The following is a 24,267-nucleotide window of genomic DNA, read 5'->3' as shown; positions in this document are numbered from 1 at the left end:
ACGGGCTGGTCCCGCAAGCGTGAGAGACCAAATTATTGCCCTGCCGGGGCAATAATTTCGCCGCCCCGCGGGCGGGCGATCCGTGTCATGAAGCAGGCCGGGGCAAGGAGGGGACGATGACGGGCGCGGCAGATCGGGCGAACCCCAATGCGCGGCGGCGGTTCCTGCTGTCCGCGGCGGGGCTCGTCGCCGCGCCCCGGCTTGCGTTCGGCGCCCCCGCGCCCTGGCGGGTCGTCGGCATGCAGGAATTCCCGCCCTACAACTACCGGCGGCAGGGCCGCTTCATCGGGGCCGATGTCGACATCCTGAATGCCGCCGCCCGCCGGATGGACATCACCATGCAGATGATCCCCCTGCCCTGGCCGCGTGCGTTGCTGGCGCTCGACATGGCCGAGGCCGATGCGCTGTTCCAGCTGACAGCGACGCCGAAACGCATCCGCGACTGGCACATGATCGGCCCGCTGCGCATGACGCGGCTGGTGTTCTGCGTGCGCGGCAACTCCGACATTGCCGATGTCCCGAACGTCGATGCGCTGCGTGGCCGCTCGGTCGGCGTCGTCCGCGGCTTCACCTATACGCGCGCGTTCGACTCGGCCGCGTTCATCCACCACGAGGGCTCGTTCGACGATGCGACCAGCCTGCGCAAGCTGCTCCTGGAGCGCGTCGACCTGGTCCTGGGCGGCGAGGCCAATCTTCGGTGGGCCATTCGCCAGCTCGCGGCCGAGGACAAGTTGCGCATCCTGCCCACCGCCCTTGCCGTGCAGCCGCGTTTCGTCGGCTTTTCGCGCGACCCCGAGAGCATGCGCAAGGCCCAGCTCCTGCAGCGCACGCTGACGGCCATGACGAACGAGGGCCAGATCAGCGCCATCCTGCGCCAGTCGCTGGCGGACCTGCCATGACGCGCTGGCTGCCGGTCAGGGGCGGCATCGCCCGCCGCGTGGTTCTGGCCGGGGCCTTGGTCAGCGTCGTCTCGGGCATCGGCCTGGGCGGCGCCAGCGCGATCCTCGACCTGCGGCGCGGCATCGAGGCGGCGCTGGGGAATGCCGAGAGCGTGCTCTATTCCGCCGCGCCCCAACTCGAGCGCGCCTATTGGGACGTCGACTTGACCACCGCGCGCGCGATCCTCGACCGACTGGTCGACGATCCGCTGATCCAGTCGCTACACATCCGCGACATGAAGCTGACGCGCGAGCAGCTGGCCGCCGCGCAGATCCCGCCCCTGGGCGCGACGCGGGCGGTGCGCGGGACACTTTCGGCCCCGATGCGCTGGCTCATCGCGCCCGAGCGTCTGACGCGCCATCGCCAGATCCGACTGCAGATCCCCGGCACGGGCGAGCCGATGGCCTCGCTGAACGTCACCATCTCATTCGTCAGCTTCTACCAGGATTTCGCGCATCAGGCGCTGCGGATCGTGCTGACCTCGGTTCTGCAGGCGCTGTTGCTTGCGGGGCTGCTGTTCCTGCTGGTGCAGAAGCTGGTCATCTCGCCCCTGGGCGCCTTGGGCCGCGCGGCCCAGGCCCTGCGCAATGACGAGGGGTTCGTGCTGGACCCGCGCAGCCGGCGCCGCATCGCCCGGCGGCATGACGAGATCAGCGGCCTCGCGCAGGATTTCTCGCGCACCGTGGCCCAGATGGAACGCTATCGCGACCATCTGCGCGACGAGGTCGACACCCGCACCGCCGAGCTGCTGGTGGCCCGGAACGAGGCCTTGGCGGCCTCGCGCGCGAAATCGGCCTTCCTCGCCAATATGAGCCACGAGCTGCGCACGCCGCTGAACGCGATCACCGGCCTGTCGGAACTGCTGCTGACCGAGCGCCTGCCCACCGCGGCGCGCCGGCAAGTCGCCGACATGCAAAGCGCCGCGCGCCAGCTTCTGGGCAGCATCGACAGCGTGCTGGACCTGTCAAAGCTGGAAGCCGGCCAGATGACCTTCGAAACAAGGCCCTTTGCCGTCATCGCGGTCTATGACGAGATCATTGCCCAGACCCGGGCCCTGATCGGCCGAAAGCCCGTGACCCTTGACGGCGAGATCGCCCCGGGCGTGCCGGACATGGTCACCGGCGACCGCCAGAAGCTGGTACAGATCCTGCTGAACCTTGCCAGCAACGCAGTAAAGTTCACGCCACGGGGCCGGATCGCGCTACGCATCTCGGCCCGGGGCGGCCGCCTGCGATGCCTGCTGGCCGATACCGGCGCCGGCATCGATCCCGACAGTCACGAGACCATCTTCTCGGCCTTCGCGCAGGCCGACGACACCATCTCGCGCGAGGTATCGGGCACCGGGCTGGGTCTGTCCATCGCCCGGCACATGGCTTCGGGCATGGGCGGCACGCTGGGGCTGCGCAGCCGGCCGGGCCGGGGCAGCGTCTTCACCCTCGCCCTGCCGCTGCATGCCGCCGCTGCGCCGCCCGCGTCCGCCCAAGGGCTGCGGCCGCTGCTCGATATCGCCGCCGGCCCGGCGCGGGACCGGCTGTCGCGGATGCTGGACCGGCTGCCGCTGGCGCAAGGCGACGGTGCGCCCGTGCTGCGGCAGTCGGCGACAGGATATGAACTGCAAGCCGGGCCGGGGAGGGCCGAAGCCCTGCCTGCCGTGCTGACCCACCGCGAGCTTTTGCAGGCCATCGTGCATGTCACCCGCGATACGGCGGTCGGTGAAGCATCCGGTCACGCGCTGGCCCTGCGCGAAAGGTCCGTCCTGCTGATCGAGGACAGCCGCATCAACCGCGAGGTGATCGACGCCCTGCTCCGCAAGCTCGGCGCCCGCGTCGCCGTCGCCTCGGGCGCGCGCGAGGGGCTGGCGATCCTGGAGCGCAGCACGCCCGATGTCGTCATCACCGACCTGCACATGCCCGAGGTTGACGGCTTCGCCTTGCTGCGCGTCCTGCGCGAAAAGGGGGTGGAACTGCCGGTGATCGCTTCGAGCGCGGATGTCTCGGCGGTTACGCGGCGGAATTGCATCGAGGCGGGTTTCGCCGACTTCCTCGCCAAGCCGATCACCGGCGCGGCGCTGGCCGAGATCTTGGGCCGGGCGCTCGACAAAACCATGCCCGCGCTCGACCGGCAGATGCTGGCCCGTGCCACTGCCGGCGACGACACGCTTGCCGGGGGCTGGCTGTCGCACCTGCCGGCCGAGATCGCCCATTGGCGCGCCCGGCTGGCGTCGGATGCCACGCTGACCGATACGCTGCACATGATCCGGGGCGCCGCCTTGCAGCTGGGCGCGGTCGAGCTGGCCCGCGTGGTCGAGGAAAGCCCCGTCGACCGGGCGCGGATCGACGCCGCGATGGACCGGCTTCTGGCCTTGGCGCCCGTGCCCGTAGCGCCATCACCCGCCGGCCCGGATGACGCGACCCTGCGGGAATGCATCGCGGCGCTGGACGCCAACGAGATGCGCGGCTTTGACTTGCTGCGGACCGTCCTGCCCCGCCTGCCGGACGAGTTGCGGACCGAGGCCGAGGCGATGAGCGAGCGGCTGGACTTCCGCGGCGCCGGCCGGATCCTGCGGCAGGCTCAGTCCGCCTGATCGTTCAGGATTCCCTGGATGGTGGCAAGCCGCGCCTCGGCGCGCTCCAGCCGGTCGGCCCGGCGACGCATCACGTCCTCCAGCGCCGCGGTGGTCTTGCGCAGGTCAAGCTGGACCCGGATGCGCGCCAGCAGAACCGGAGGAGCAAAGGGGCGGACGATGTAGTCGCAGGCCCCGGCGGCAAAGCCCTCGGTCTCGTCCTCGGTGGTGTCGAGGCTGGTCAGGAACAGGATCGGGACATTCGCCAGGCGCGGGATCGCCTTGATGCGGCGGCACAGCGCATAGCCGTCCATCCCGGCCATGCGCACGTCGAGCATGATCAGCTCGGGGCTGCCGCCCGCCATGATCCACGACAGCGCCTCGTGCGGGTCGGTATGGGCGATGACCTCATACTGGCCGCGCAGGACGTCATGCAGGCGCCGGATGTTTGCGGGCAGGTCGTCGACGATCAGGATCTGCTCGGCCTCGGCATCCTCTCCGGACACGGCGGCGGCTTCCTCGGCCTCGTCGCCGCGGATCGCATGCGAGGCCAGCGCGATATTCTCGAGGCTGCCCGAGACGGTGCGGAAATAGTTCGCGCTCCATTCCCGCAGGACCGTGCTGTTCGCCGCGCGCTCGAACAGCGACATGCCCAGATGGGATTCCAGCGCGCGGATCTGGCGGCTGACCGCCTCGCGCGAGACGTTGAGCTCGCGCGCGGCCTCCGAGAAGCTGCCCAGTCGCGCCGCAGCCTCGAAGGCGACGAGGCTTGTCAGGGGCGGAAGGTTCTTCTTGAGATTGTCCATGGCAATGCCGTCGCAGACGCTTCCGCCTCAGCCCGCCGAGACCGAGAGGTCGAAGTGCTCGACCGCCGGATCGACCCGGAACAGCACCTTCTCGACCCGGTTGCGGGTCAGCACGTAATGGTCCACGGCCAGCTGGTCGGCCAGTTCCACGTCCTGCGCCGCGATCGCGTCGTAAAGCACGCGGTGCTGGCGCTCGGTCTCGGCCAGATGGCCGGCCAGTTCCTCGCGCGTGGTGGGGCCGAGGTATTCGACCGTGCTGGTCTGGGCAAAGCACGCCCGGGCCAGCCGGATCGTGCCGAGCAGCGCGCTGTCGTAGAAGGCCGCGAAATGCCGGTTGTGCGCCGCCCTCGAGATGGCGAGGTGGAAGCGCAGGTTTGCCTCGGACCGCTCGACCCCGTTCGAGACGTCGGTGCTCTGCTCGAATTCCAGCATGGCTTCGCGGATGGCGGCCAGATCGGCATCGTTGCGATGCTCGGCGGCAAGCCGGTGGATCAGCCGGCTGGAAACCAGCAGCGCGTCGTAGAGCTTGGGCACCTCGTCGAAATCCATGGTCGCGACGATGGCCTTGCGGCCGTGGCGCTGGACCAGGCCGTCGGAAATCAGCTGGATGATCGCCTCGCGGACCGGGGTGCGCGACACCTCCATCTGCTCGGCAAGATCGGCCTCGTCCAGTACCAGCCCGGGCCGCAACTCCAGACGCAGGATGGCCTCGCGCAGCCGCCGCGCGACCTTCTGGCCGTCCCTCTCATCCACCGCTTTGTTTACCATGGCCCGAAACATGTTCCCTGAGTCATCCGAATGAAGGAGCATGACAGGCCGGACCCGTCAAGGCCACCCCCGCCGCGCCTTCGGCCTGGACCGCGGTCCAGGCACCGTCGCAGGCGGCGGAGTCCGCAATCGCCGCCATCGCTGCGACGCCGGCAAGGGCCTGCGATGCGGTCACCGGATAGGGCGCGTTCCACGCCACGGCGCGGGCGAAGGCGTCGAGCTCCTGCGCCAGGCTGTCGCTGGCGGCGAAGCCTTCGCTGTGCGGCGTCCCCGAAAGATCGGCGGTGACCAGCGTGTGCTGGTCAGGCATCTGCGCCCAGCCCTGTCCGCCGAACAGGTGCAGACGCCAGAAGCTGGCCGTCGACATCAGGGTCGACAGGCTGCCCGTGGCGCCCGAGGCGAAGTCGAGCGCGACATTGGTCACGTCCCTGAGGTCCGAAGGCACCGCGACATGGCGGCTGATCGCCGCGACCCGCCGCACCGGCCCCAGCAGCGCGATCATCGCATCGAGAATGTGAACCCCCATCGCCGCCATGCCGCCCGCCGGGTTTTCCGCCGTGTCGCCGCGCCACATCCCGGCCGTGTATTGATAGCCGAAGCTGCCGGAAAACGCGCCCTCGACATGCAGAAGCTGGCCGAGGCCGCCGTCGCAGGCGATCTGCTCCATGCGTCGGAAACCGGGCAGGAAGCGGCGATTGAACCCGACGCAAAGCCTGATCCCCGCCGCCTCGGCCGCGGCGGTCGCGGCCTGGGCATCTTCGAGTCGCAGCGCCAGCGGCTTTTCGACAAACACATGCTTTCCCGCCTCCGCCGCCTGAATGATCTGCCGGGCGTGCTGGCTGTGCGGCGTAGCCAGGACCACCGCGTCGATCCGGGGGTCCGCCAAGACTTCCTCGTAGCTGCCGAACAGGCCGAGGCCGCGGTCCCGGCACCAGGCGTCGGCCTTTTCCGGGCTGCGCGTGGCGCCATGGGTCAGGCGCAGGGCCGAGGCCGGGTTGGCGATATTGGCATCCGCAAGCGCCTGTCCCCAGCGGCCCAGGCCGATGATCGCGGCACGGATCTCGCCGCTCACAGCTTGGCCCCGCCGTCGATGACAATGGCGCCCCCGGTCATGAAGGCGGACAGGTCCGAGGCGAGATAGACCGCAAGCTCGGCGATCTCGGCCGGGGTGCCCATGCGGCCCAGCGGCTGCCGGGCGCCGAAGGCCTGGCGCGCTGCGGCGCTGTCCGCCATGGCCTCGATCCGGGCGGTCATCGACGGCGTCTCGACCGCCGAGGGGCAGATCGCATTGCAGCGGATGCCCTGCGCCGCATAATCCAGCGCGACCGATTTCGTCATGCCGATCACCCCGGCCTTGGTCGCGCCATAGGCGAAGCGGTCCGGCGCCGCGCCGATCGAGGAGATGACCGAGGCGATGTTGACGATGCTGCCCCGCCCGGCCTGCGCCATCAGCCCCAACGCCGCCCGCATCATCAGGAAGATCGAGGTCATGTTCAGGTCAAGCGAGCGCCGCCAGTCGTCGGCCGTGCAATCGGTCAGCCTGCCGACCGCGACCATGCCGGCGCAGTTCACCTGCACATCCAGGCGGTCGAGCCCAGCGTGAAAGCCCTGGACCGCATCCGGGTCGGTCGCGTCGACCCGTGCGATCCGAAGGCCGGGATGCTCCCGCGCCAACAGCTCCAGCTCCGCCTCGTCTCGGTCCAGGGCATGGACACCAGCCCCTTCGCGCAGGAAGGCCAGCACGGTTTCGCGCCCGATGCCCGCCGCCGCGCCGGTGACGACGCAGACCTTGTCCTTCAGCCGTGTCATCTTGTTTCCCTATTTGTTGAACAGGTGGTCGGGCAGCCACAGCACGATCTCTGGAAAGACCGTGATCAGCGCAACGCCCAGGCACATCAGCAGGAAGAACGGCACGCAGGCCGAGATGATGCGCGTGATCGAGGACCGGGTCAGATCCTGCAGGATGAACAGGTTGAAACCCACGGGCGGGGTGATCTGCGCCAGCTCGGCCATCAGGATCAGGAAGATGCCGAACCAGATCGGATCGAAGCCGGCCGCCACGATCAGCGGCAGGGTGATCGGCAGGCTCATCACCGTCATCGAGATGCCCTCAAGGAACATGCCCAGCAGCAGGTAGAACAGCACGAGGATGGCGATGAGCTGATAGGGCGACAGCTGCAGCCCGTCGATCACCTGGGCGATATTGTGCGGAACATGCATGAAGCCCATCGCCGTCGACATGAAGGCCGCCGCGATCATGATCGCCGAGATCATGCAGCTGGTATGGACGGAAGCCTTGAGGCTGGAGACGAAGACGTCCCAGTTCAGTTGCAGCGTGCAGGCCGCGTAAAGCAGCGTCGCCGCCACGCCGATCGCCGCCGTTTCCGAAGGCGTGGCAAGGCCGGAATAGATTGCCCCCAGCACGACGCCGATCAACAGGCCGATAGGGGCGAGGTTGCCGATCCCGACCATCACGTCGCGCAATGTCGGCGCCGAAGTGTCGGCGGGCGCGACGCTGGGCCGGATGAGGCTGCAGATGATGACGAATGTCGAATAGATGCCCGCGATCATCAGGCCCGGGATCAGCCCCGCGGCAAACAGGCGCGAGATCGACACCTCGGCCAGCACACCATAGACGATCATCATGATCGAAGGCGGGATCAGCAGGCCCAGGCTGCCCGCGCCCGCCAGCGAGCCATAGGAGAGGGCGCTGGAATAGCCGCGGCTTTTCAGCTCGGGAATGGTGATCTTGCCCACCGTCGCGGTCGTGGCGGCGCTGGAGCCGCAAATCGCCGCAAAGACCGCCGATCCGAAGATGTTTGTATGCAGCATCCGCCCGGGCAGGTAATAGGTCAGGGGCGAGAGGCCCTTGAAAAGCCGGGTCGAGACATCCGTGCGCAGGATGATCTCGCCCATCCAGATGAACATCGGAATGGCCGAAAGCTCCCATGCGGTCGAGGAGCGGATGACAAGCGGGCCAAGGATCGTGCCAATGCGGTGCAGCGGCATGTCGATGAAGAAGGCGAGCCCGGTGACCGAGACGAGCAGCAGCCCGGCAAAGACCCAGACGCCGATCCCCAGGAAGAAGATGACCAGGGCGAGGACGCCGAAGGCGACAACCAGAGATTCCAATTCCTACTCTCCCTCGATCTGTTCTTCGGGAACGCCATTGAGAACCGTGTCGAACGCCGAGGCGACGAGCTGGATCAAGAAGATGACCAGGCCGGCGAAGATCGCCGCGGCGATATACCAGGTCGGGGTCGGAACAAGCCCGGGACTGACCGAACCGCGCATGTAGTCGCGGGCCAGGATCAGCCAGACGAAGCGGGCCATGAAGGCGAAGACCGCAAATGTCGCCGCCAGGCAGAACAGCTCGACGGCGATCGCGGCATTGCCCCGCAGATGCCGGCGCAGCAGGCTGACGCGGACATGCTTGCGGTTGGCGAAGGTATGGCCCAGCGCAAGGAAGGCCATGGCGCCGGTCGCATAGCCGACGAATTCCCCCATGGTATTAGTCGAACTGGCGAAGAAGTTCCTCAGCACGATTTCCAAGATGATATGGACGACGATATAGACCAGAAGCAGCGCGGCGATCGCCATCCCTGCCCCTGAACATGCCGCGGAAACGCGGTTGATCGCATGCGAAAGCATGATTGACACCTCAGCAAGGGGTTGCAGGCCGGGGGCGCGCTTTCCTGCGCCCCCGGGGGCCCATCAGGAACCGCGCTTGGCGGCATATTCGTCCAGGATCTTCTGGCCGGCCGGACCCACGGCCGCCAGCCATTCGTCATAGACCTCTTTGCCCGATTGCTTGAGGAAGGCCAGGAACTCCGGCGGGATGTCGGTCACGATGGTCACGCCATGGGCCTGCATCTCCTTGAAGTTCTCGGCCACGCGCAGTTCGAGATCGGCCCAGGCCGCGTCGCTGGCCTTCTGCGCCGCGTCGCGGATGATCTGCTGCTGCTCGGGGGTCAGGGCGTCGTAGACGTCCTTGTTCATGTGGGTCATGTTCAGCGCCATCGAATAGTTCACCGGCGTGAAATGGTCGAGGAACTCCCAGAACTTCGAGCTTGCCCCGCCATCGGCCGAGGTCAGGACCGAGTTGATGCTGCCCGCGGCAAGCTGCGGCACGGTGTCGGCCCAGCTGATCTGCACGGCGGTCGATCCCGCGTTGGTCATGGTTCGCACGCCGCTGGCGTCCCAGCCGCGGATCTTCAACTCCGCCATGTCGCCCTGCGCGGTGACCGGCTTCTTGGCCCAGATCCCCGAGGGCGGCCAGGGCGTCGCCCAGAGCAGGACCTGGTTGTGCTTGGCGAAGACCTCTTCGTAATGCGGCCGGGCGACCTCCCAAAGCAGTTTCGCGTCCGCATTCGACCCGGCGATGAACGGCAGCGACGACAGCAGGAACAGCGGCTCGATGCCCGAAAGCGAGGTGGTGATGGTGTCAGCCATGTCGAGCGCACCGTCGCCCACCGCGTCGAACTGGTCGACCGACTTGTAGCCGATCGACCCGCCATAATGGCCGGTGATCTTGATGTCTCCGCCCGAGGCCTGGTCGACGGCGTCGATGAACACCTTGTCGGCCTGGCCCATGATGGTGGATTCGCCGTACTCATTGGCAAGATCCATGGTGACGCTTTGCGCAAAGGCAGCCCCCGCAAGGGTGGTGAGGGCGAGCGTTGCGCCCAATATGCTGTTTCGCATCATTATCGTTTCCTCTCTGTTGGCGTTATGTCGAAGTCAGGTGTCGTCGATCACGCGACCTTTTCCACGCAATAGTTGCGGGCGACGAATTCCTCGGTCAGCTTTTCCGAAACGATGTCGCGGTGAAGCGCCTCCGGCGCGCGTTCGGCGGGATCGCCGTAGCCGCCGGCGCCGGGCGTCTCGATCACCACCACGGTCTCGTCGGTGACGAAGATCCCCGAGATCTTGGACGGCAGCTCTTCCCTTGCGCCGTCGTCCTTCCTGAGGTGGAAGCTGCCGGCCGCGCCCGGCTTGCCGCCAAAGATGCCCCAGGGCCGGTGACGGAACCGCTCACCCACGCCGTTGAATTCGCACAGGTGGCCGATGGGACGGATGGCGCGGCGGATGCCCATGCCGCCGCGGAACTTGCCCGCACCGCCGGAATCCTGGATCAGCGCGTATTCCTCGACCCGAAGCGGATATTCCAGCTCGATCGCCTCGACAGGCAGGTTGGCGGTGTTGGTGATATGGACCTGCACGCCGTCCTTGCCGTCCTTGGTCGCGCGCGCGCCCATGCCACCGCCCAGCGTTTCCAGATAGACATAGGAGCGGCCGGTCCGCGGGTCGGTGCCCGCAAACACCGCCGAGGTATTGGCGCCGTTCGCCGCGCCCACCACCCGGTCAGGCAGCGCCTCGGCAAAGGCGCCCAGCACCACGTCGACGACGCGCTGGCAAGAGTTGGCGCGCATGGCGACGCCGGCGGGATGCCTGCAGTTGACGAAGCTGCCCGGCTCGGCCTCGATGCCGATCGCGTCGAAAATGCCCTGGTTATTCGGCACCTCGGGGTCGAGCAGCGCCTTCAGCGCATAGCAGACCGCCGATTTCGTGGTGTTCAGCGTCATGTTGAAGTTGCCCGCCACCTGCGGCGACGTGCCGGTGAAATCAAACACCACCTTGTCGCCGCGCTTGCGCACGGTCAGGGCGATCCTGACGTCGAGCGTGCCCAGGCCGTCATCGTCCATGACGTCCTCGAAGCGGTAGTCCCCGTCGGGAATGCCCGAAATCGCCTTGCGCATGCGCAGGTTCGTCCGTGTCACGATCTCGTCGCACAGCGCGACAAGATGGTCGGCGCCGTAGCGCGTCACCATCTCTCCGATGCGCTTCACGCCCAGCTTCACCGCTGCGATCTGGGCGTTCAGGTCGCCCAGCCGCTCGTCGGGCAGCCGCATGTTCAGCAGCATGAAGCGCATGATGTCGTCCTGCAGCCCGCCCTTGCGGAACAGGCGCAGGATCGGGATGCGCAGGCCTTCCTTGTAGATCTCGTTCAGGCCCCCCGACATCGAGCCGACCGATGCCCCGCCGACATCGGCATGGTGGACGATATTGGCCACGAAGCCCAGCAGGCGGTCGCCGTCGAAGATCGGCATCGCCATGTTGATGTCGGGCAGGTGCGAGCCGCCCGCGACATGGGGATCGTTCGCGATGAAGATGTCGCCCGGGGCCAGCGTGTCGGAATACTGGTCCAGGATCAGCCCGATCAGCCCCGACATGGACGCCAGGTGGATCGGCAAGGCATTCTCGGCCTGCACGATCAGCCGGCCGCGGGCATCGGCGATGGCGGTCGAATGGTCGTGACGCTCCTTGATATTGGTCGAGAAGGCGCTGCGCATCAGCGTCAGGAAGCATTCGTCGGCCACCGAGCGCAGGCTGTTCCAGCTGATTTCGATGGTGATGGGATCAAGCGTGACGGGCTCAGCCATTGGTGCGTTCCATGATCATGTTCATCGCGCCGTCAACCCGGACCGTCCAGCCCGGCGGCACGAGGGTTGTGGTGTCGAACTGGGTGATGAGGGACGGCCCATCGATCGAGGCGCCCTCGGCAAGGCCGTCCCGCTGATAGACCGGCGTTGACAGGAAGCCGGTCTCCTCGAACCAGATCTGCTCGTACGAGACCGGGTCGGGACTTCCCTCCGGGCGCGACGCTTCGAGCGTCTGCTTGGAAAATTCCATCGTCGCGCGGATGCGCACGTTGACTACCTCGACCCCGGCATCCGGGTTGAAATGGCCATAGGCTATCTCGTGTTGCTGGAAGAACGTCTGCTTCAGCTCCTCGACCGAGGGAAGTTCGGGCGCGTGGCGTGCCGTGGCAAGCTCGACCGGAAGCTCGTAGTTCTGGCCGATATAGCGCAGGTCCAGGATGACGGTCTGGCTGCGGTTGACGATATAGTCGTCTTCCTCGCCCAGCCATTCCTCGGCGCGGGCGCTCAGCTCCCTTATGGCGGCGTCGATCATCGAGACATCGCCGTCCAGCGGGCAGGGACAGGTGGTCACGTAGTTTTCCTGAAGGTCCGAGACGATCAGCCCTTCGGCGCAAAGGATGCCGGGCGCGCGCGGCACCAGGATGCGGCGCATGGCCAGGATGTCGGCGACATCGGCGGCGTGCAGCCCGCCCGCCCCGCCAAAGCACATCAGCGTGTAGTCGCGCGGATCCTGGCCCTTCTCGATCGAGACGGCGCGGATGGCACGGGCCATGTTCGAGGCGGCGATGCTGACGATGCCATGCGCCGCCTTTTCCAGCGACACGTCCAGCGGCGCCGCGATCTTTGCGATGGCCCCCCGGGCAAGGTCGCTGTCGATCTTGAATCCGTCAGCCAGGCGCGCCGGCAGGCGGCCAAGGACGACGTTGGCATCCGACACCGTCGGCAGGTCGCCGCCGCGGCCATAGCAGGCGGGGCCCGGAACGGCCCCCGCGCTCGTCGGACCGACCTTGAGCAGCCCGTCCGCTCCCAGATGGGCGATCGAGCCGCCGCCCGCGCCGACCGTATGGATGTCGACCGTTGGCAGGCGGATGCGGAAGCCTGCGATGTCGCGCAGGTTCGACTTGCCCACCTTGCCGCCCTGGATCAGGGCAACGTCGGTGCTGGTCCCGCCGATGTCGAGCGTGATGATGTTCTCGATCCGCGACATGGCCGCGGCGGCCTGCGCGCCGACCGCCCCGGCCGCCGGCCCGGACAGCGCCGTGCGCACCGGAAAGCGCGAGGCAAGCTCGATGGACATCAGCCCGCCCGCGGATTGGAAGATCCCCAGCGCCGCCCGCGGCGCCGCCTTGCGGATCGCGGCGCTGAGCCGGTCCATGTAGCGGCTGACCTCGGGTTGCAGGAAGGCATTGATGACGGTGGTCGAGAAGCGCTCGTATTCGCGGAATTCCGGGTGGACCTCGCTCGAGATCGAGACATAGCGGCCGGGATAGGCCTTGCGCAGCGCCGCGGCCAGCCGCTGTTCATGCGCGGGGTTGAGGAACGAGAAGATCAGGCAGACCGCGATGGATTCCACGTCATCCATCGGGCCGAGCTCGGCGATCACCGCCTCGATCTCGGCATCGGTCAAATCGACGATAGCCTCGCCCTGCGGGCCGGTGCGTTCCAGAACCTCGACGCGGTTCTCGCGCTCGACCAGCGGCGGCTGGGCGTCGGTTTGCAGATCGTAGATCGCGGGACGGACCTGGCGGCCGATTTCCAGCAGGTCGCGGAAGCCCCTGGTCGTGACCAACCCCGTCTTCGGCCCCTTGCGCTGCAGCAGGGCATTGGTCGCCACGGTGGTGCCATGCGCGAAGCGCGCGATATCCTCTCCGGCGATGCCGGCCTTCTGCTGCAGCTCAGCCAAGCCGTTCAGAATGGCCTCCGATGGATCATGAGGGGTGGACGGGCGCTTATGCAGGACAGAGCGCCCCGTTGACAGTTGTCGCGCCGAAAAGTCGGTGAAAGTCCCACCGACATCGACTCCGATCACCCAGTTTCCCATCCCGTATTCCCTTGAACTTATTGGACTATGCGCCCCTTGCCACAGCGAGTCGCTAGTGGGCGGCTGCATTTCAGTATGCAAATGGGATTCTGAGTGTCAAATAAATTTCGCCGTTCGGTATGTAAAAAGTATTCTGAAATAGCGGTCTGCCGTTGGAGATCGACCACAGTTTGGCCGAGGATCTGCATGCGAAGGACCGCACAGGCACGCCTTCATTGATCGGGTGCTCTCTCTGCCGAAGGCTTGGACGGACGATCCCTAACAACGCCGCAAGGCCCATGCGCCGGAGCAATCGGCTTTCGGCAGGCGCGAGCACCAAGGGAGGGTGCTTTCATGACTGGGCCAATATCGAACTGGCCGATAGCGATGCTGCGGATTTCGAAGCGGATTTCGGCGAGCGCTGGACCCGAGGTCTGCTGACCGGCGGAACATCGCTGACGGCGACCCGAACGCTACCGGCTTCGTGTCTGATTGGCTCGGGCCTAGATTTCATCGCACCGCTCGAATGTAGGAGCCGGTGAAGCCCAGCTTGACGAGATCGGCATGCATCTGCTTCAGCGTCCGTCGCTGCTTGCGCGACTTGCCGGCTTCCGTCTTCAGCCAACCGGTCAGCTTCTCGGAAAAAGGATCAAGCTTGCTCGGCCGGTCCGGCGTGGCGAACTTCGGCTCGATCGTGCCTTCCGCCAGGTGCTTGGTAATCGTGTTGCGCGACAGGCCGGTGCGCCGCGCGTTCTCGCGGACCGACAGCTTCTGCCGCAAGTGCATGCGTCGAATGATGTTCAAAAGTCTCATGTGGATCATTCCCGTTACCCCCGCCGCTCATTGCTTGGGGAAAGGTTCACATGGCTCAATTCTCAGTGGAAATTACGCCCCTATTGGAGTGAACCCCACGAGCTGGACCACGGGATCCTGAAAAACTGATACACTGAACGGGCCTTGATCGGAGAAAGTTCATGGCATCACGAAGTCCCTACCGTCGGCATTCGACGCCTTTCAAGCTGCAGCTCTGCCAAGACATCCGCGCCAGGGTGATCGGCCGGCGGGATGCGCAGCGCACGCACCAGATCTCCGCCAACCTCATCCACCTGTGGCTGACGCAGTTTGATCGGGGCGAACTGAATGACGAGGAAGCAGAGGCGAGCGTCATCTCCGAGTATGAAGCTCGCATCGCCGCGCTCGAGCGGAAGGTAGGTCAGCTGACGATGGAGCTTGATCTTGTCAGAAAAAACACCGAGGGTGCTGACCGCGAACGGCAGCGAAAGATCCTTTGTGATCAGCGGCCCCCGGGCTGCTCTGTCAGACAGGGGTGCCAAGCCATGAACCTGCCGCGCAGCACCTTCTACTATCGCGCGATGCCCTCTGAGACCGAGCCAACGGACGCGGAAATCATCGCCTTGGTCGAAGACATCCAGGACGAGTTCCCGTGCTACGGCTATCGGCGTGTGACGCATGAGTTGCGCCGCCGAGGGCTCATCGTGAACCACAAGAAAGTGGCGCGGATCATGCGGTTGGCTGGATTGGGTGTAAAACCGCAGCGGCGCTATATGCGCACGACGGACAGCCGTCATGACCAGCCGATCCATCCGAACCTCTATCGAAACAGGATCCCGATCGACCTGACCAGGTCTGGGTGGCGGACTTTACCTACATTCGTGTCGCCCAAGGCCTCTGCTACCTCGCGGTCATCCTCGACGCTTGCAGCCGCAACGTCGTGGCTATGCGCAGTCACAGCGCCTGGACACACCGCTCGCGCTGGCCGCCCTGCAATCAGCCGTCACGAGCAGGAAGCCGCCGCCGGGATGCATTCATCACACGGACAGGGGCTGCCAATACGCATCCCAGCTCTATCGCGATGCCCTGGATGCTGCAGGTTTGCTCGGCTCGATGAGCAGCGTCGGGAATCCCTATCACGCCCAGGCCGAAAGCGTCATGAAGACCCTGAAGGTCGAGGAGGTCTATCTCGCCGGTTACGAAACCTTCGCGGATGTCGCCGGTCGATTGCCAGTCTTCATCGAGCAGGTCTACAATTCCCGAAGACTGCATTCAGCCCTCGGCTACCGTCCGCCCGAGGAATTCGAAACGCTAATCGCCCAGAAGGCGGCTTAGGTCATGTTGACAAATGGCGGAGCCAGAGGCGGATCGACGTGATATCGATGAAGCCAAGGAAGCTTTCGGCGGTCTTGTCGTAGCGGGTGGCGACACGGCGAGCGTTCTTGAGCTTGTTGAAGCACCGCTCGACAAGGTTCCGCAGCCGGTAGAGCCTGCGATCGACAGCGACACGGAGCCTGCGAGACTTGCGCATCGGGACCACCGGCAGGATGCTACGCGCCTCCATGGTTTTGCGAACCTTGTCGGAGTCATAGCCGCGATCGGCCAGCAGGATGCAAGGCTCCGGCAGGTTGTCGTCCATGACCAGATCAAAGCCCAGGTAGTCCGATGTCTGGCCCGGCGTGATGTCCGACCTCATTGGCAGCCCGGCAGCATTGACGCGCAGGTGGACCTTGGTCGTGAAACCACCTCTTGAACGGCCAAAACCCTGTCTTGGAGTCCCCCTTTTGCGCCCGCTGCCTGATGATGGGCGCGGATCACGGTGCTGTCGATCATCTGGAGCGCATCCGGCACGATCCGACTTTCGTTCAGCGCTTCGAGGATCTGCTCCCACAACCCCGCCAGGGTCCAGCGCCGGAACTGGCGGTAGACACTGGACCACTTCCCGAACTCTTCTGGGAGGTCGCGCCAAGGAGAGCCGGTCCGCGCGATCCAGAAAATCCCATCAAGAACAAGGCGGTGATTTGCGGGCTTGCGCCCGTTCGGGGCGCGCACGGCCAGAATGAAGCGCTCATGAAACGCCCATTCCTCGTCCGACATCAGGTCTCGTGCCAAGCTGGTCTCCATTGCAGGTACCAGCTTGAATCACGATCAGGCCACCCTGTGAATCCCTTTTGTCAACACCACCTAGTTCTATGGAACCCCGTGGTCCAGCTCGTGGGGTTCACTCCAATAGGGGCGTAAAATACCACGTATGGCCGGAAGGGTGTGTTGCCGCCAAATCCCCCCTCGGCCTGCCGTGGCTTCCGCTAGAATCCATCGCGCCCGCGGTGGTGTTCATGGCCAGCGACGATGCCAGCATGGTCTCGGGCGCCGCGTACGATGTCACCGAGGGGACAGCCAATAACACCGCCTGAGCTGGAACGTCGGACACGCAATGTGGCTTGATCGGGTACAACCTGCAGGCCGCTGAAAACAATCGTCGATCCAGAACGGTTTCCCTTCATCCCAGCTTCGCTGCCCGGCCTCGCGCTTTTGGGTGCAGGGGGCGTGTGGCCCACTAGGTTCGTCATCGTCGCGCCGCTGGCAGATGAGGCAGTCTGACGAGGTTGTTGGCGGATATCCCGACCGGCCTCGCTATGTGAATCCCTTGTAGGCTTGCCGGAGCGCGGCTTCATGGATCATCCCCGACAGCGTCACCAGGTCGAACACCGGCAGCGCCAGGGCCTGCTGCAAGCTGCAGGCAAAGGGCGGCAGGTCGGTGCATTCCAGCACGATTGCCCGGATCGCCGGATTGCGGGCGACAAGGGCGCGTCCGGCGGCGATGACCTCGGCCTCCACCTTGTCCAGATCCATGTCATTGCGTTCATTGCGCAGGATGACGCTGGCGAATTCCTGCGTGTCCTCCAAGCCCTGGATTTCCAGCGGCACCCCATCCGCCCCGACGCCGGCCAGATGGCGCGCCGTCAAGGCGGCGGCCGAAGCCGTCAGCACACCGACGGGCGCGCGGGTCATCTGCCAGACCAGCGGCACCTGGATCAGCGAAGACAGAAAGACGGGAATGCGTACGGACTCGGCGATTTCGCGCTGGAACAGCGCTAGGAACCCGCAAGAGCCTGTGATCGCGTGGACGCCCTGGCGTTCCAGCCTTTGTGCCGCCTCGATCAACCGTCCGACCATGGCCGGGCTTGGGCGGTTCAGCAGTTCCGGGACGGTGATGCCGTCGAGGATCTCGTAGGCGGTGGTGAACGGCAGGCTGGAGGGATTCTTGATATGCCCCGGCGGCTTCGGGAAATAGCTTTCCAGCGAAAGCACGCCGATGGAAATGCCGCAGATGTTGCGGCCGCCGCGTTGCAAGGTCATGCGGATTTCTCCTGTGGTCCAAGAAGGCGGAAACGGTCGGCGCGGAAGGGGGCCAGATCGACCGAAGGCATTTCGCCGGCCGCGAGTTGGGCGATCAACCGGCCGGTGGGCGCGCCCCCGGACAGGCCGAGATGACTGTGGCCGAAGGCCAGCAGAATGTCGGGGCATCCCGGCATCCGGCCGATCACCGGCAGAGAATCCGGCAAGGACGGGCGGTGGCCCATCCACTCGGTCGCATTTTCGACATTCAGCGCCGGGAAGATCTCTTGGCCCAGAACCGCCAGGTTGCGGGCGCGCCGATGGTCCGGCGCGGCGCGCAGGCCCGCCAGTTCGACGGTTCCCGCGAGGCGCAGGCCGCCTTCCATGGAATTGGCCACCACCATGCGACCGGCCTCCATCAGCGTATTGTTGACCCGCACACCGGAGTCGGGAACGGTCAGATGATAGCCCCGCTCGGTTTCCAGCGGGATGCTCAGCCCAAGCGGCCGCAGCAGCCTCGCTGACCACGCCCCGGCCGCGACAACGACCTTGGCAAAGGCAAACCCGCCTTGCGGAGTTTCGATCTGAATACCGCCGGGGCCGGGACGCAGCCCGGCGACATCGCGCCGCAACACCTGCCCACCTTGGCGGACCACGCGCTCTGCCAGCACGCGCAGAAGCCTTTGCGGATTGACGCTGTGACCCTGCCCGTGGATCACCACCGCCTTGCGATAGCGCGGCGAGACATCGGGTTCCAGTTCGCGCAACGCGCCGGCCCCGACAAGCTCGATATTCGCGCCCCTTTCCCGCCGAAGCCGCAGGCCGAGCGCGTTGAGGTCGGCCTGCGCCTCATCGCGGTAAAGCTGGATATAGACGCAGCGCCGGACCAGGTCCTCGTGCCCGCTGCCGCGCAGCAGGTCTTCGTAAAGATCGACGGTCGGCGCATAGAGGCTGCGCAGCGCGTCGGCCTGTGTCGCGATCCTGCCCGGCCGGCCGGCATGCAGAAAGCGCGCCAGCCAGGGCGCGGCCGCCGGCAGATGGCGCAGCCGGATCGCCATCGGTCCCAACGGGTCCAGCAGCCAGCCTGGGACCGATTTCCACAGCCCCGGCAGGGATTCCGGCACGCAGGACCATGGTGAAAGGTTTCCGGCATTGCCGTATGAGGCCCGCTGGTCGTCGGTTCCGGCCCGGTCCAGGATGGTGACGCGAAAGCCCTTTTCCTGAAGGAAAAGCGCCGCGCAAATGCCAATGATACCGCCGCCGACGACGGCGATGCTTCGTTCGTCCGGTGTCATGTTCATTCCGAATTATGAGTGCTGCCGGAACCGGCCACAAGGCCCCGGGCGCGCGACAGCCGCGCGCCCGATCAGCCGGTCATTTCCGCATTTCGCCGGCCGCTTCGGCCATGATGCCGTAGGTGTCGCGCATATCCGCGACCCATTCGTCGCCGTGGCGGAAATCGACCTCGGCACCGATATTCTCGAAGGCCTTGACGACCTGGGGGTCCTGCATCGCCTGCGCGCTGGCCTCGACCAGCTTGTCCACCACCTCTTGCGGCACGCCCTTGGGGGCGAAGATGCCCGACCAGCCTTCGAAATCACCCTTGATGCCGAAATCGGCAAAGCTGGGCACGCCGGGGTATTGGTCTGATTTCTTGTTCACGGCCAGCAGGCGGGCGCTGCCCGACTTCAAATGCGGCTCGAAGGCGGGAGGAAAGGATACGGCGGAATCGATGTGGCCGCCGATCAGCGAGACCATCGACTCGGCGGTGGTATTGGCGTGCACATAGTCGACCGTATAGCCCGCTTGCCGCGCGACGATGCCGGCAAGGATCGTCCCGGACGAGGCCGCGCCCCAGGAGCCTTGCGTCAACCGCTTGTCCTTGGCCCCCTGCACGAATGCCTCGAAGCTGCCATAGGGGCTGTCTTTGGCGACGAGGATACCCAGCGGAACCGCCGACAGTTTCACCACCGGGGTAAAGCTGTCGAAGTCATAGGACACCTCGCTGAAATTGGGCGTGACCTGCACATTGCTCAGCCCGGCGTTCACCAGCGTATAGCCGTCGGGCTTGGCGTTCACGACCTCGGTCGTGCCGATGACCCCGGTTCCGCCGGCCTTGTTGACCACGGCGACGGGCACGCCGAGGATTTTTTCGACCGCATCGGCCCAGACCCGGGTGGTCAGGTCGGAATCGCCGCCCGCGCCCCAGGGCACGATCACCCGGATGGGCTTGTCGGGAAACTCGGCCGCGGCCGGCAACGCCAGGGCGACGGTGCCGATGGCGGCAAGAAGGGCAAGCTGCTTTTTCACTCTTGATACTCCTGTTGGAAGGGGTGTCGACCGGCCGGGACCGGCTATTGGCTTGCCGCGAGGGCGCGCAGGCGCGTCTTGCGGTTCATGCGGATCGCCGACCAGACCGACAGCGCGGCAAGGGCGATGAAGCCCCAGCCGATGGGCGAGCCCAGCAGCCGCAGATAGTCGCCGCCGACGATGGACACCGCCTGGTCGAGGTTCTGCTCGAAGATCGGCATCAGGATGAAGCCGATGATGAAGGCGGCGGGGTTCAGCCCGACAAGCCGCATCCCGTAGCCCAGGACGGTAAAGACCAGCAGGATCAGGATGTCGTTCAGGCTTTGGTTGGTGGTGAAGGCGCCGATCACGGCAAAGGCGAAGACGCAGGGGAAGATGAAACAGGTCCTGACCGAGGCCACCCTCATCCAGAACCGGAAGCCGAAGCGCGCGATCACCAGCAGGAGCAGGTCCACCATCAGGAAGCCGGCGAAGATGGCGTAGATGGTGTCGGTATGCTCGTAGAAGATCGTCGGTCCCGGGGTGATGCCGTGGATCAGGAAGGCCCCCATCAGCAGCGCGGTCACGTCGTCGCCGGGAATGCTGAGCGTCAGCATCGGGATCATGCTCGACCCGCAGACGGCGTTGTTCGAGGATTCCGCCGCCGCGATCCCGTGCAGCGAGCCCTTGCCGAAGCTTTCCGGTTCCTTGGACGCGCGCTTGGCCTCGCCATAGGCCAGGAAGGCGGCGGCGCTCGACCCCAGACCCGGCAGGGCGCCGACCACGGTCCCGATGCCGGTCGACTTCAGGATCGTCCCGAAGACCGAGCGGTATTCGCGAAAGCTGAGCCGGTTGTCGGCGGGATCGGGCGAATGCCTCAGGACCAGCTCGTGCTGCGGGGTCTTGCGGCGGCGGACGCCCTCGACCACCTCGGGCATGACCAGGACCCCGATCAGCAGCGGCAGGAAGGTGAAGCCGCTCAGCAGCTCGGGAATTCCGAAGGTCAGGCGCGCCGCCCCCGTCACCGCCGACATGCCGACCATGGCGAAGAGCATCCCCAGGCAGCAGGACAAAAGCCCCCGCGGCACCGATTCCCCGGTCATCGAGCCGACGACCGTGAAGGCAAAGACCAGCAGCCAGACCTTTTCGATCGGCCCCGCCTGCAGGGACAGCAGCGAGATCGGCGCGGCCACGAAGATCAGCACCAGCGTCGCCAGCACCTCGCCGGTGACCGAGGCGTAAAGCGCAAGGCACAGCGCCTTGCCCGCCTTGCCGGCCCGCGCCAGCGCATGCCCGTCGAGCGAGGTCAGGAAGGACGCGGCAGCGCCCGGCGTATTGATCAGGATCGCCGAGATCGAGCCGCCATAGATCCCCGCCTTGTAGACCGCCAGCAGGGTCACGATGCCCACCACCGGATCGAAATAGAAGGTCAGGGGCAACATGATCGCGATGGCCATGATCCCGGAAATGCCGGGGATGGCGCCGAAGACGATGCCGACGCAGACCCCCAGCGCGATGCCCAGCATCGGCGCGGGCGCCAGGACCGCGGTGAAGCCGCCGATGATATTGCTCAGCATGGCGATCTCACAGCGACCATTCGGGCAGATAGACCCGGATCAGCTCGCGGCAGCCGTAGAAGGTGACGACCGGGACGGCGATGGAGATCGCCGCCATCGCCAGCCACGACCGGCCGCCGAGCAGGACGGCGATGGCGAACATCGCGGCCGAGGTGGCGACGACGAAGCCGAGCGTGGGCAGAAGCCACCAGTAGGCGGCGAAGATGCCGACATAGATCAGCACGCCGCCCAGCCCCTCGGTCGCGATCGTTTCCTGCGGCGCCAGCGGGCTTTGCGCGATGATCTGCCGCAAGGACGCAATCGCGATCATGGCCGCGAAGATCAGGATGAGCCCCGCCACGACGCGCGGCATGAACATCGAACCGAGCTGCGTCTCGACGCCGCCCTGAGCCAGCCCCTCGCGCGTCAGGATCAGGATGGCGGCGGCGATCAGGACCGAACCCAGCACGACATCGACGTAACGCCGGTTCATGGCTGCCTCCGCGACCGACCGATACGCGTCCCCCGGCCCGGCCCGCGATCTGCCGGGCCGGGCATCCATCTCTTCATAGTCATCGTCTTTCGGCGGAACAAAGCTGCCTCCTTGTCGCTGAGACGCCGGTTCATCCCCGCGCCTGTCTTGTTGCCGCAGGATAGGTCGTAAAAATCCATAAAGTCGAATTTGAAAATTCTTCATAGTTAAAATGTTTTCTTATAGCCTGGGTGCAATCACTGGAGGTAGCGATGAATAGCAAGCAACTTGTCGTCTTTCGCGAGGTCATGCGGACCGGCTCGTTCTCCGAGGCGTCGCGCATTCTGCACCGCACCCAGCCTGCGGTCAGCGCGATGATCGCCAGCCTGGAAGCGGAGCTGGGCTACAAGCTGTTCCTGCGGCACTCGGGCCGGCTGACCCCGGTGCCCGAGGCCCATTACCTGTTCGAGGAGGCGAACGAAATTCTGGAACGGCTGCGCAACGTCGAGCAGAACATGACCCGCATCGGCAATCTCGAACAGGGCGAACTGCGGGTCGTCTGTATGCCCGGCCCTTCTGTGATCCTGGTCCCGCAGCTTGTGACGCGCTTTCTCAAGCAGAGACGGGACGTGCGCCTTACACTTTTGACGCGCAGTTCCCTGCAGGTGCGGCATCTGGTCGCCACCCAGAAATTCGACCTCGGCCTCGCCGATCTGAGCGGTCAGGCGGCGGAAGATTCGAACCTGCTGCGGTTCGAGCCCGTGACTTACGAATGCGTGTGTGCGCTGCCGCAGGACGATCCGCTGGCGTCGCGCCCAGTCATCACGCCGCAGGACCTGAAGGAGCGCGACATCGCGGCGCTGTTTGCCACCCATTCCACCTACAGCCGCACGGCCGAAGCCTTCGCGTCACAAGACGTGCCGTTCTGTCCTCGATTCGAAACGCAATATTTTTATCCTCTGCTCTCCTTCGTCGAAGCCGGGCTGGCCTGTGCAATCATCGACCCGCTGAGTGCGGAAAGCTATCGGCTATCGCGCGGAGATGCAGGAAAAGTGACATTCCGTCCGTTTCAGCCGGTCGTCCCCTTCACCGCTGCCATCGTCATGCCGCAGCATCGCCCCTTGTCCAAGCTTGCCGAATCCTTTGCAGAGATCCTGCGCGACGATCTTGATGCCCACCAACGACGATACTCGGAACTGAACTATGGCTGACGGCACGGAGTAAATATATCCAGAGCATTTCTGACGGCCTTTGCCGCACAGGACTAGGTGTTCAGTCCCGGCATCTGGTGGATCGGATCGACGATGAATCTGTCCGGCTCTGAAGTCCAGACTTTGCAGATGTATTCGTAGGGCGTGAGACCGCTGAGCGTCTTCAGCCTGCGAGCGAAGTTGTAGGCAGCCATGAAGTCCATGAGATGTGTGCGGAGTTGGTCGTGGGTGTCGTAGTGGAAGCGTTTGACGGTAGCCTCCTTGATCGTTCGGTTCATCCGCTCGACCTGGCCATTGGTCCAAGGATGGTTGGGCTTGGTAAGCCTGTGCTCGATCCCGTTGGCTTCGCAAATCATGTCGAAGCGCATCGGCCGGGAGTAGGCAGTGTTTCGGTTCCTGGGCTGCTCGGCAAACTGGATGCCGTTGTCCGTCAGGATCGTGTGGATGCGATAGGGCACGGCTTCCAGTAGATGCTCCAGGAACTCCCAAGCGGTCTTCCTGTCAGCCTTTTCGACGAGTTGGGTGACCGCGAACTTGCTCGTTCGGTCGATGGCCACGAAGAGATAGAGCTTGCCCTCGGCCGTCTGCACTTCGGCGATATCCATGTGGAAGAAACCGATGGGATAGCGCTTGAACCGCTGACGCTTCGGCTTGTCGCCGCCGATCTCAGGCAGGCGCGAGATGCCGTGCCGCTGAAGGCACCGATGCAGCGCTGACCGTGTCAGGTGAGGGATCGAAGGCTGTAGAGCATAGAGACAGTCGTCCAGCGGCAAGAGCGTGTGACGCCGAAAGGCAACGACCATTGCTTCCTCAGCCTCGCTGAGCACGGAGGATCGGGGCTCCTTGGGCCCAGTCTTCAAATCCTCGACCGTCTCGCGGTTACGCCATTTCGCCACGGTCTTCGGATTGATCCCAAACTCCTGGCTCAGTGCCGCGATCGAAGCTTGCGATCGCTGTATTGCTGCTCGAATGGCGTGCGTGGTCGTGGCGCAGCCGTGACGAACTTGTCCCATAGTGCTTCCTTCCATTCCGACGAATGGATCGCACCATCAAACCGTGGGATCAAACA

Annotated in this window: 19 protein-coding genes and 4 pseudogenes; 6 read left to right on the top strand and 17 right to left on the bottom strand. The window is 65.4% G+C overall.

The window, feature by feature from the left end:
- Nucleotides 1–116 precede the first annotated feature (116 nt).
- Nucleotides 117–899 carry a substrate-binding periplasmic protein gene (locus tag ASV56_RS15605; RefSeq protein WP_062562918.1) on the top strand — a complete coding sequence of 261 codons (783 nt, stop codon included), beginning with the start codon at nt 117–119 and terminating at the stop codon, nt 897–899.
- On the top strand, nt 896–3,523 hold the full coding sequence (locus ASV56_RS15600; protein WP_062562917.1) for an ATP-binding protein: 2,628 nt from the start codon (nt 896–898) through the stop codon (nt 3,521–3,523). The genes ASV56_RS15605 and ASV56_RS15600 overlap by 4 nt, the downstream gene beginning before the upstream one ends.
- On the opposite strand, the gene ASV56_RS15595 is transcribed toward ASV56_RS15600, so the two are convergent.
- The 10 genes and pseudogenes from ASV56_RS15595 to ASV56_RS15550 all read right to left on the bottom strand — a co-directional run.
- On the bottom strand, nt 3,511–4,308 hold the full coding sequence (locus ASV56_RS15595) for a response regulator (protein WP_062562916.1): 798 nt from the start codon (nt 4,306–4,308) through the stop codon (nt 3,511–3,513). The genes ASV56_RS15600 and ASV56_RS15595 overlap by 13 nt on opposite strands.
- Nucleotides 4,309–4,335: 27 nt before the next feature.
- Nucleotides 4,336–5,076 carry a GntR family transcriptional regulator gene (locus ASV56_RS15590; RefSeq protein ID WP_172823782.1) on the bottom strand — a complete coding sequence of 247 codons (741 nt, stop codon included), beginning with the start codon at nt 5,074–5,076 and terminating at the stop codon, nt 4,336–4,338.
- Nucleotides 5,077–5,098: 22 nt separating this feature from the next.
- On the bottom strand, nt 5,099–6,148 hold the full coding sequence (locus tag ASV56_RS15585) for a Gfo/Idh/MocA family protein (RefSeq protein WP_062562914.1): 1,050 nt from the start codon (nt 6,146–6,148) through the stop codon (nt 5,099–5,101).
- Complete coding sequence (locus ASV56_RS15580) at nt 6,145–6,885, bottom strand: SDR family oxidoreductase (RefSeq protein WP_062562913.1); 741 nt, start codon at nt 6,883–6,885, stop codon at nt 6,145–6,147. Before ASV56_RS15580 ends, ASV56_RS15585 begins: the two co-directional genes overlap by 4 nt.
- A 9-nt stretch (nt 6,886–6,894) precedes the next feature.
- The gene (locus ASV56_RS15575) at nt 6,895–8,208 is read right to left on the bottom strand and encodes a TRAP transporter large permease (protein ID WP_062562912.1); all 1,314 of its coding nucleotides are present in this window, start codon (nt 8,206–8,208) and stop codon (nt 6,895–6,897) included.
- A gap of 3 nt (nt 8,209–8,211) precedes the next feature.
- Nucleotides 8,212–8,676: a TRAP transporter small permease subunit gene (locus tag ASV56_RS15570; protein WP_062562911.1), complete on the bottom strand. Its 465-nt coding sequence runs from the start codon at nt 8,674–8,676 to the stop codon at nt 8,212–8,214.
- Nucleotides 8,677–8,790: 114 nt separating this feature from the next.
- Complete coding sequence (locus ASV56_RS15565) at nt 8,791–9,705, bottom strand: TRAP transporter substrate-binding protein (protein ID WP_062562910.1); 915 nt, start codon at nt 9,703–9,705, stop codon at nt 8,791–8,793.
- A 125-nt stretch (nt 9,706–9,830) separates the two neighbouring features.
- Nucleotides 9,831–11,519: a hydantoinase B/oxoprolinase family protein gene (locus ASV56_RS15560; RefSeq protein WP_062562909.1), complete on the bottom strand. Its 1,689-nt coding sequence runs from the start codon at nt 11,517–11,519 to the stop codon at nt 9,831–9,833.
- Entirely contained in the window at nt 11,512–13,560 is a 2,049-nt protein-coding gene (locus tag ASV56_RS15555; RefSeq protein WP_082724868.1) for a hydantoinase/oxoprolinase family protein, read from the bottom strand. The genes ASV56_RS15560 and ASV56_RS15555 overlap by 8 nt, the downstream gene beginning before the upstream one ends.
- 501 nt (nt 13,561–14,061) lie before the next feature.
- Nucleotides 14,062–14,352, bottom strand: a pseudogene (locus ASV56_RS15550) (IS21 family transposase); the annotation flags it as partial.
- Between the two features lie 161 nt (nt 14,353–14,513).
- Between ASV56_RS15550 and ASV56_RS24950 the strand changes: the two are divergent.
- The 3 genes and pseudogenes from ASV56_RS24950 to ASV56_RS24000 all read left to right on the top strand — a co-directional run.
- A pseudogene (locus ASV56_RS24950) lies at nt 14,514–15,044 on the top strand (IS3 family transposase); the annotation flags it as partial.
- A 146-nt stretch (nt 15,045–15,190) separates the two neighbouring features.
- A pseudogene (locus ASV56_RS24945) lies at nt 15,191–15,235 on the top strand (hypothetical protein); the annotation flags it as partial.
- Nucleotides 15,236–15,255: 20 nt separating this feature from the next.
- On the top strand, nt 15,256–15,666 hold the full coding sequence (locus ASV56_RS24000; protein WP_172823781.1) for an integrase core domain-containing protein: 411 nt from the start codon (nt 15,256–15,258) through the stop codon (nt 15,664–15,666).
- A 1-nt stretch (nt 15,667) separates the two neighbouring features.
- On the opposite strand, the pseudogene ASV56_RS22945 reads toward ASV56_RS24000, so the two are convergent.
- The 6 genes and pseudogenes from ASV56_RS22945 to ASV56_RS15505 form a co-directional block, all read right to left on the bottom strand.
- Nucleotides 15,668–16,428, bottom strand: a pseudogene (locus ASV56_RS22945) (IS5 family transposase).
- 537 nt (nt 16,429–16,965) lie between these two features.
- A complete protein-coding gene (locus ASV56_RS15525; RefSeq protein ID WP_062562904.1) occupies nt 16,966–17,691 on the bottom strand; it encodes an aspartate/glutamate racemase family protein in 726 nt (241 codons plus the stop codon).
- Nucleotides 17,688–18,965: an NAD(P)/FAD-dependent oxidoreductase gene (locus ASV56_RS15520; protein ID WP_062563345.1), complete on the bottom strand. Its 1,278-nt coding sequence runs from the start codon at nt 18,963–18,965 to the stop codon at nt 17,688–17,690. Before ASV56_RS15520 ends, ASV56_RS15525 begins: the two co-directional genes overlap by 4 nt.
- 79 nt (nt 18,966–19,044) lie before the next feature.
- Complete coding sequence (locus ASV56_RS15515; protein WP_156429201.1) at nt 19,045–19,980, bottom strand: Bug family tripartite tricarboxylate transporter substrate binding protein; 936 nt, start codon at nt 19,978–19,980, stop codon at nt 19,045–19,047.
- A 44-nt stretch (nt 19,981–20,024) separates the two neighbouring features.
- Nucleotides 20,025–21,536, bottom strand: coding sequence for a tripartite tricarboxylate transporter permease (locus ASV56_RS15510; RefSeq protein WP_062562903.1), 1,512 nt, complete (start codon nt 21,534–21,536; stop codon nt 20,025–20,027).
- Between the two features lie 7 nt (nt 21,537–21,543).
- Nucleotides 21,544–22,008: a tripartite tricarboxylate transporter TctB family protein gene (locus ASV56_RS15505; protein ID WP_172823780.1), complete on the bottom strand. Its 465-nt coding sequence runs from the start codon at nt 22,006–22,008 to the stop codon at nt 21,544–21,546.
- Nucleotides 22,009–22,259: 251 nt separating this feature from the next.
- Between ASV56_RS15505 and ASV56_RS15500 the strand changes: the two genes are divergently transcribed.
- On the top strand, nt 22,260–23,198 hold the full coding sequence (locus ASV56_RS15500) for a LysR substrate-binding domain-containing protein (protein ID WP_062562901.1): 939 nt from the start codon (nt 22,260–22,262) through the stop codon (nt 23,196–23,198).
- 53 nt (nt 23,199–23,251) lie between these two features.
- On the opposite strand, the gene ASV56_RS15495 is transcribed toward ASV56_RS15500, so the two are convergent.
- Complete coding sequence (locus ASV56_RS15495; protein ID WP_062562900.1) at nt 23,252–24,211, bottom strand: IS481 family transposase; 960 nt, start codon at nt 24,209–24,211, stop codon at nt 23,252–23,254.
- Between the last annotated feature and the right edge of the window lie 56 nt (nt 24,212–24,267).

The sequence above is a fragment of the Paracoccus aminovorans genome (genome assembly GCF_001546115.1).
Classification (GTDB): Bacteria; Pseudomonadota; Alphaproteobacteria; order Rhodobacterales; family Rhodobacteraceae; genus Paracoccus; species Paracoccus aminovorans_B.
The sequence above is the reverse complement of the archived record's forward strand: the minus strand, read 5'-3'. Positions and strand labels throughout refer to the sequence as shown.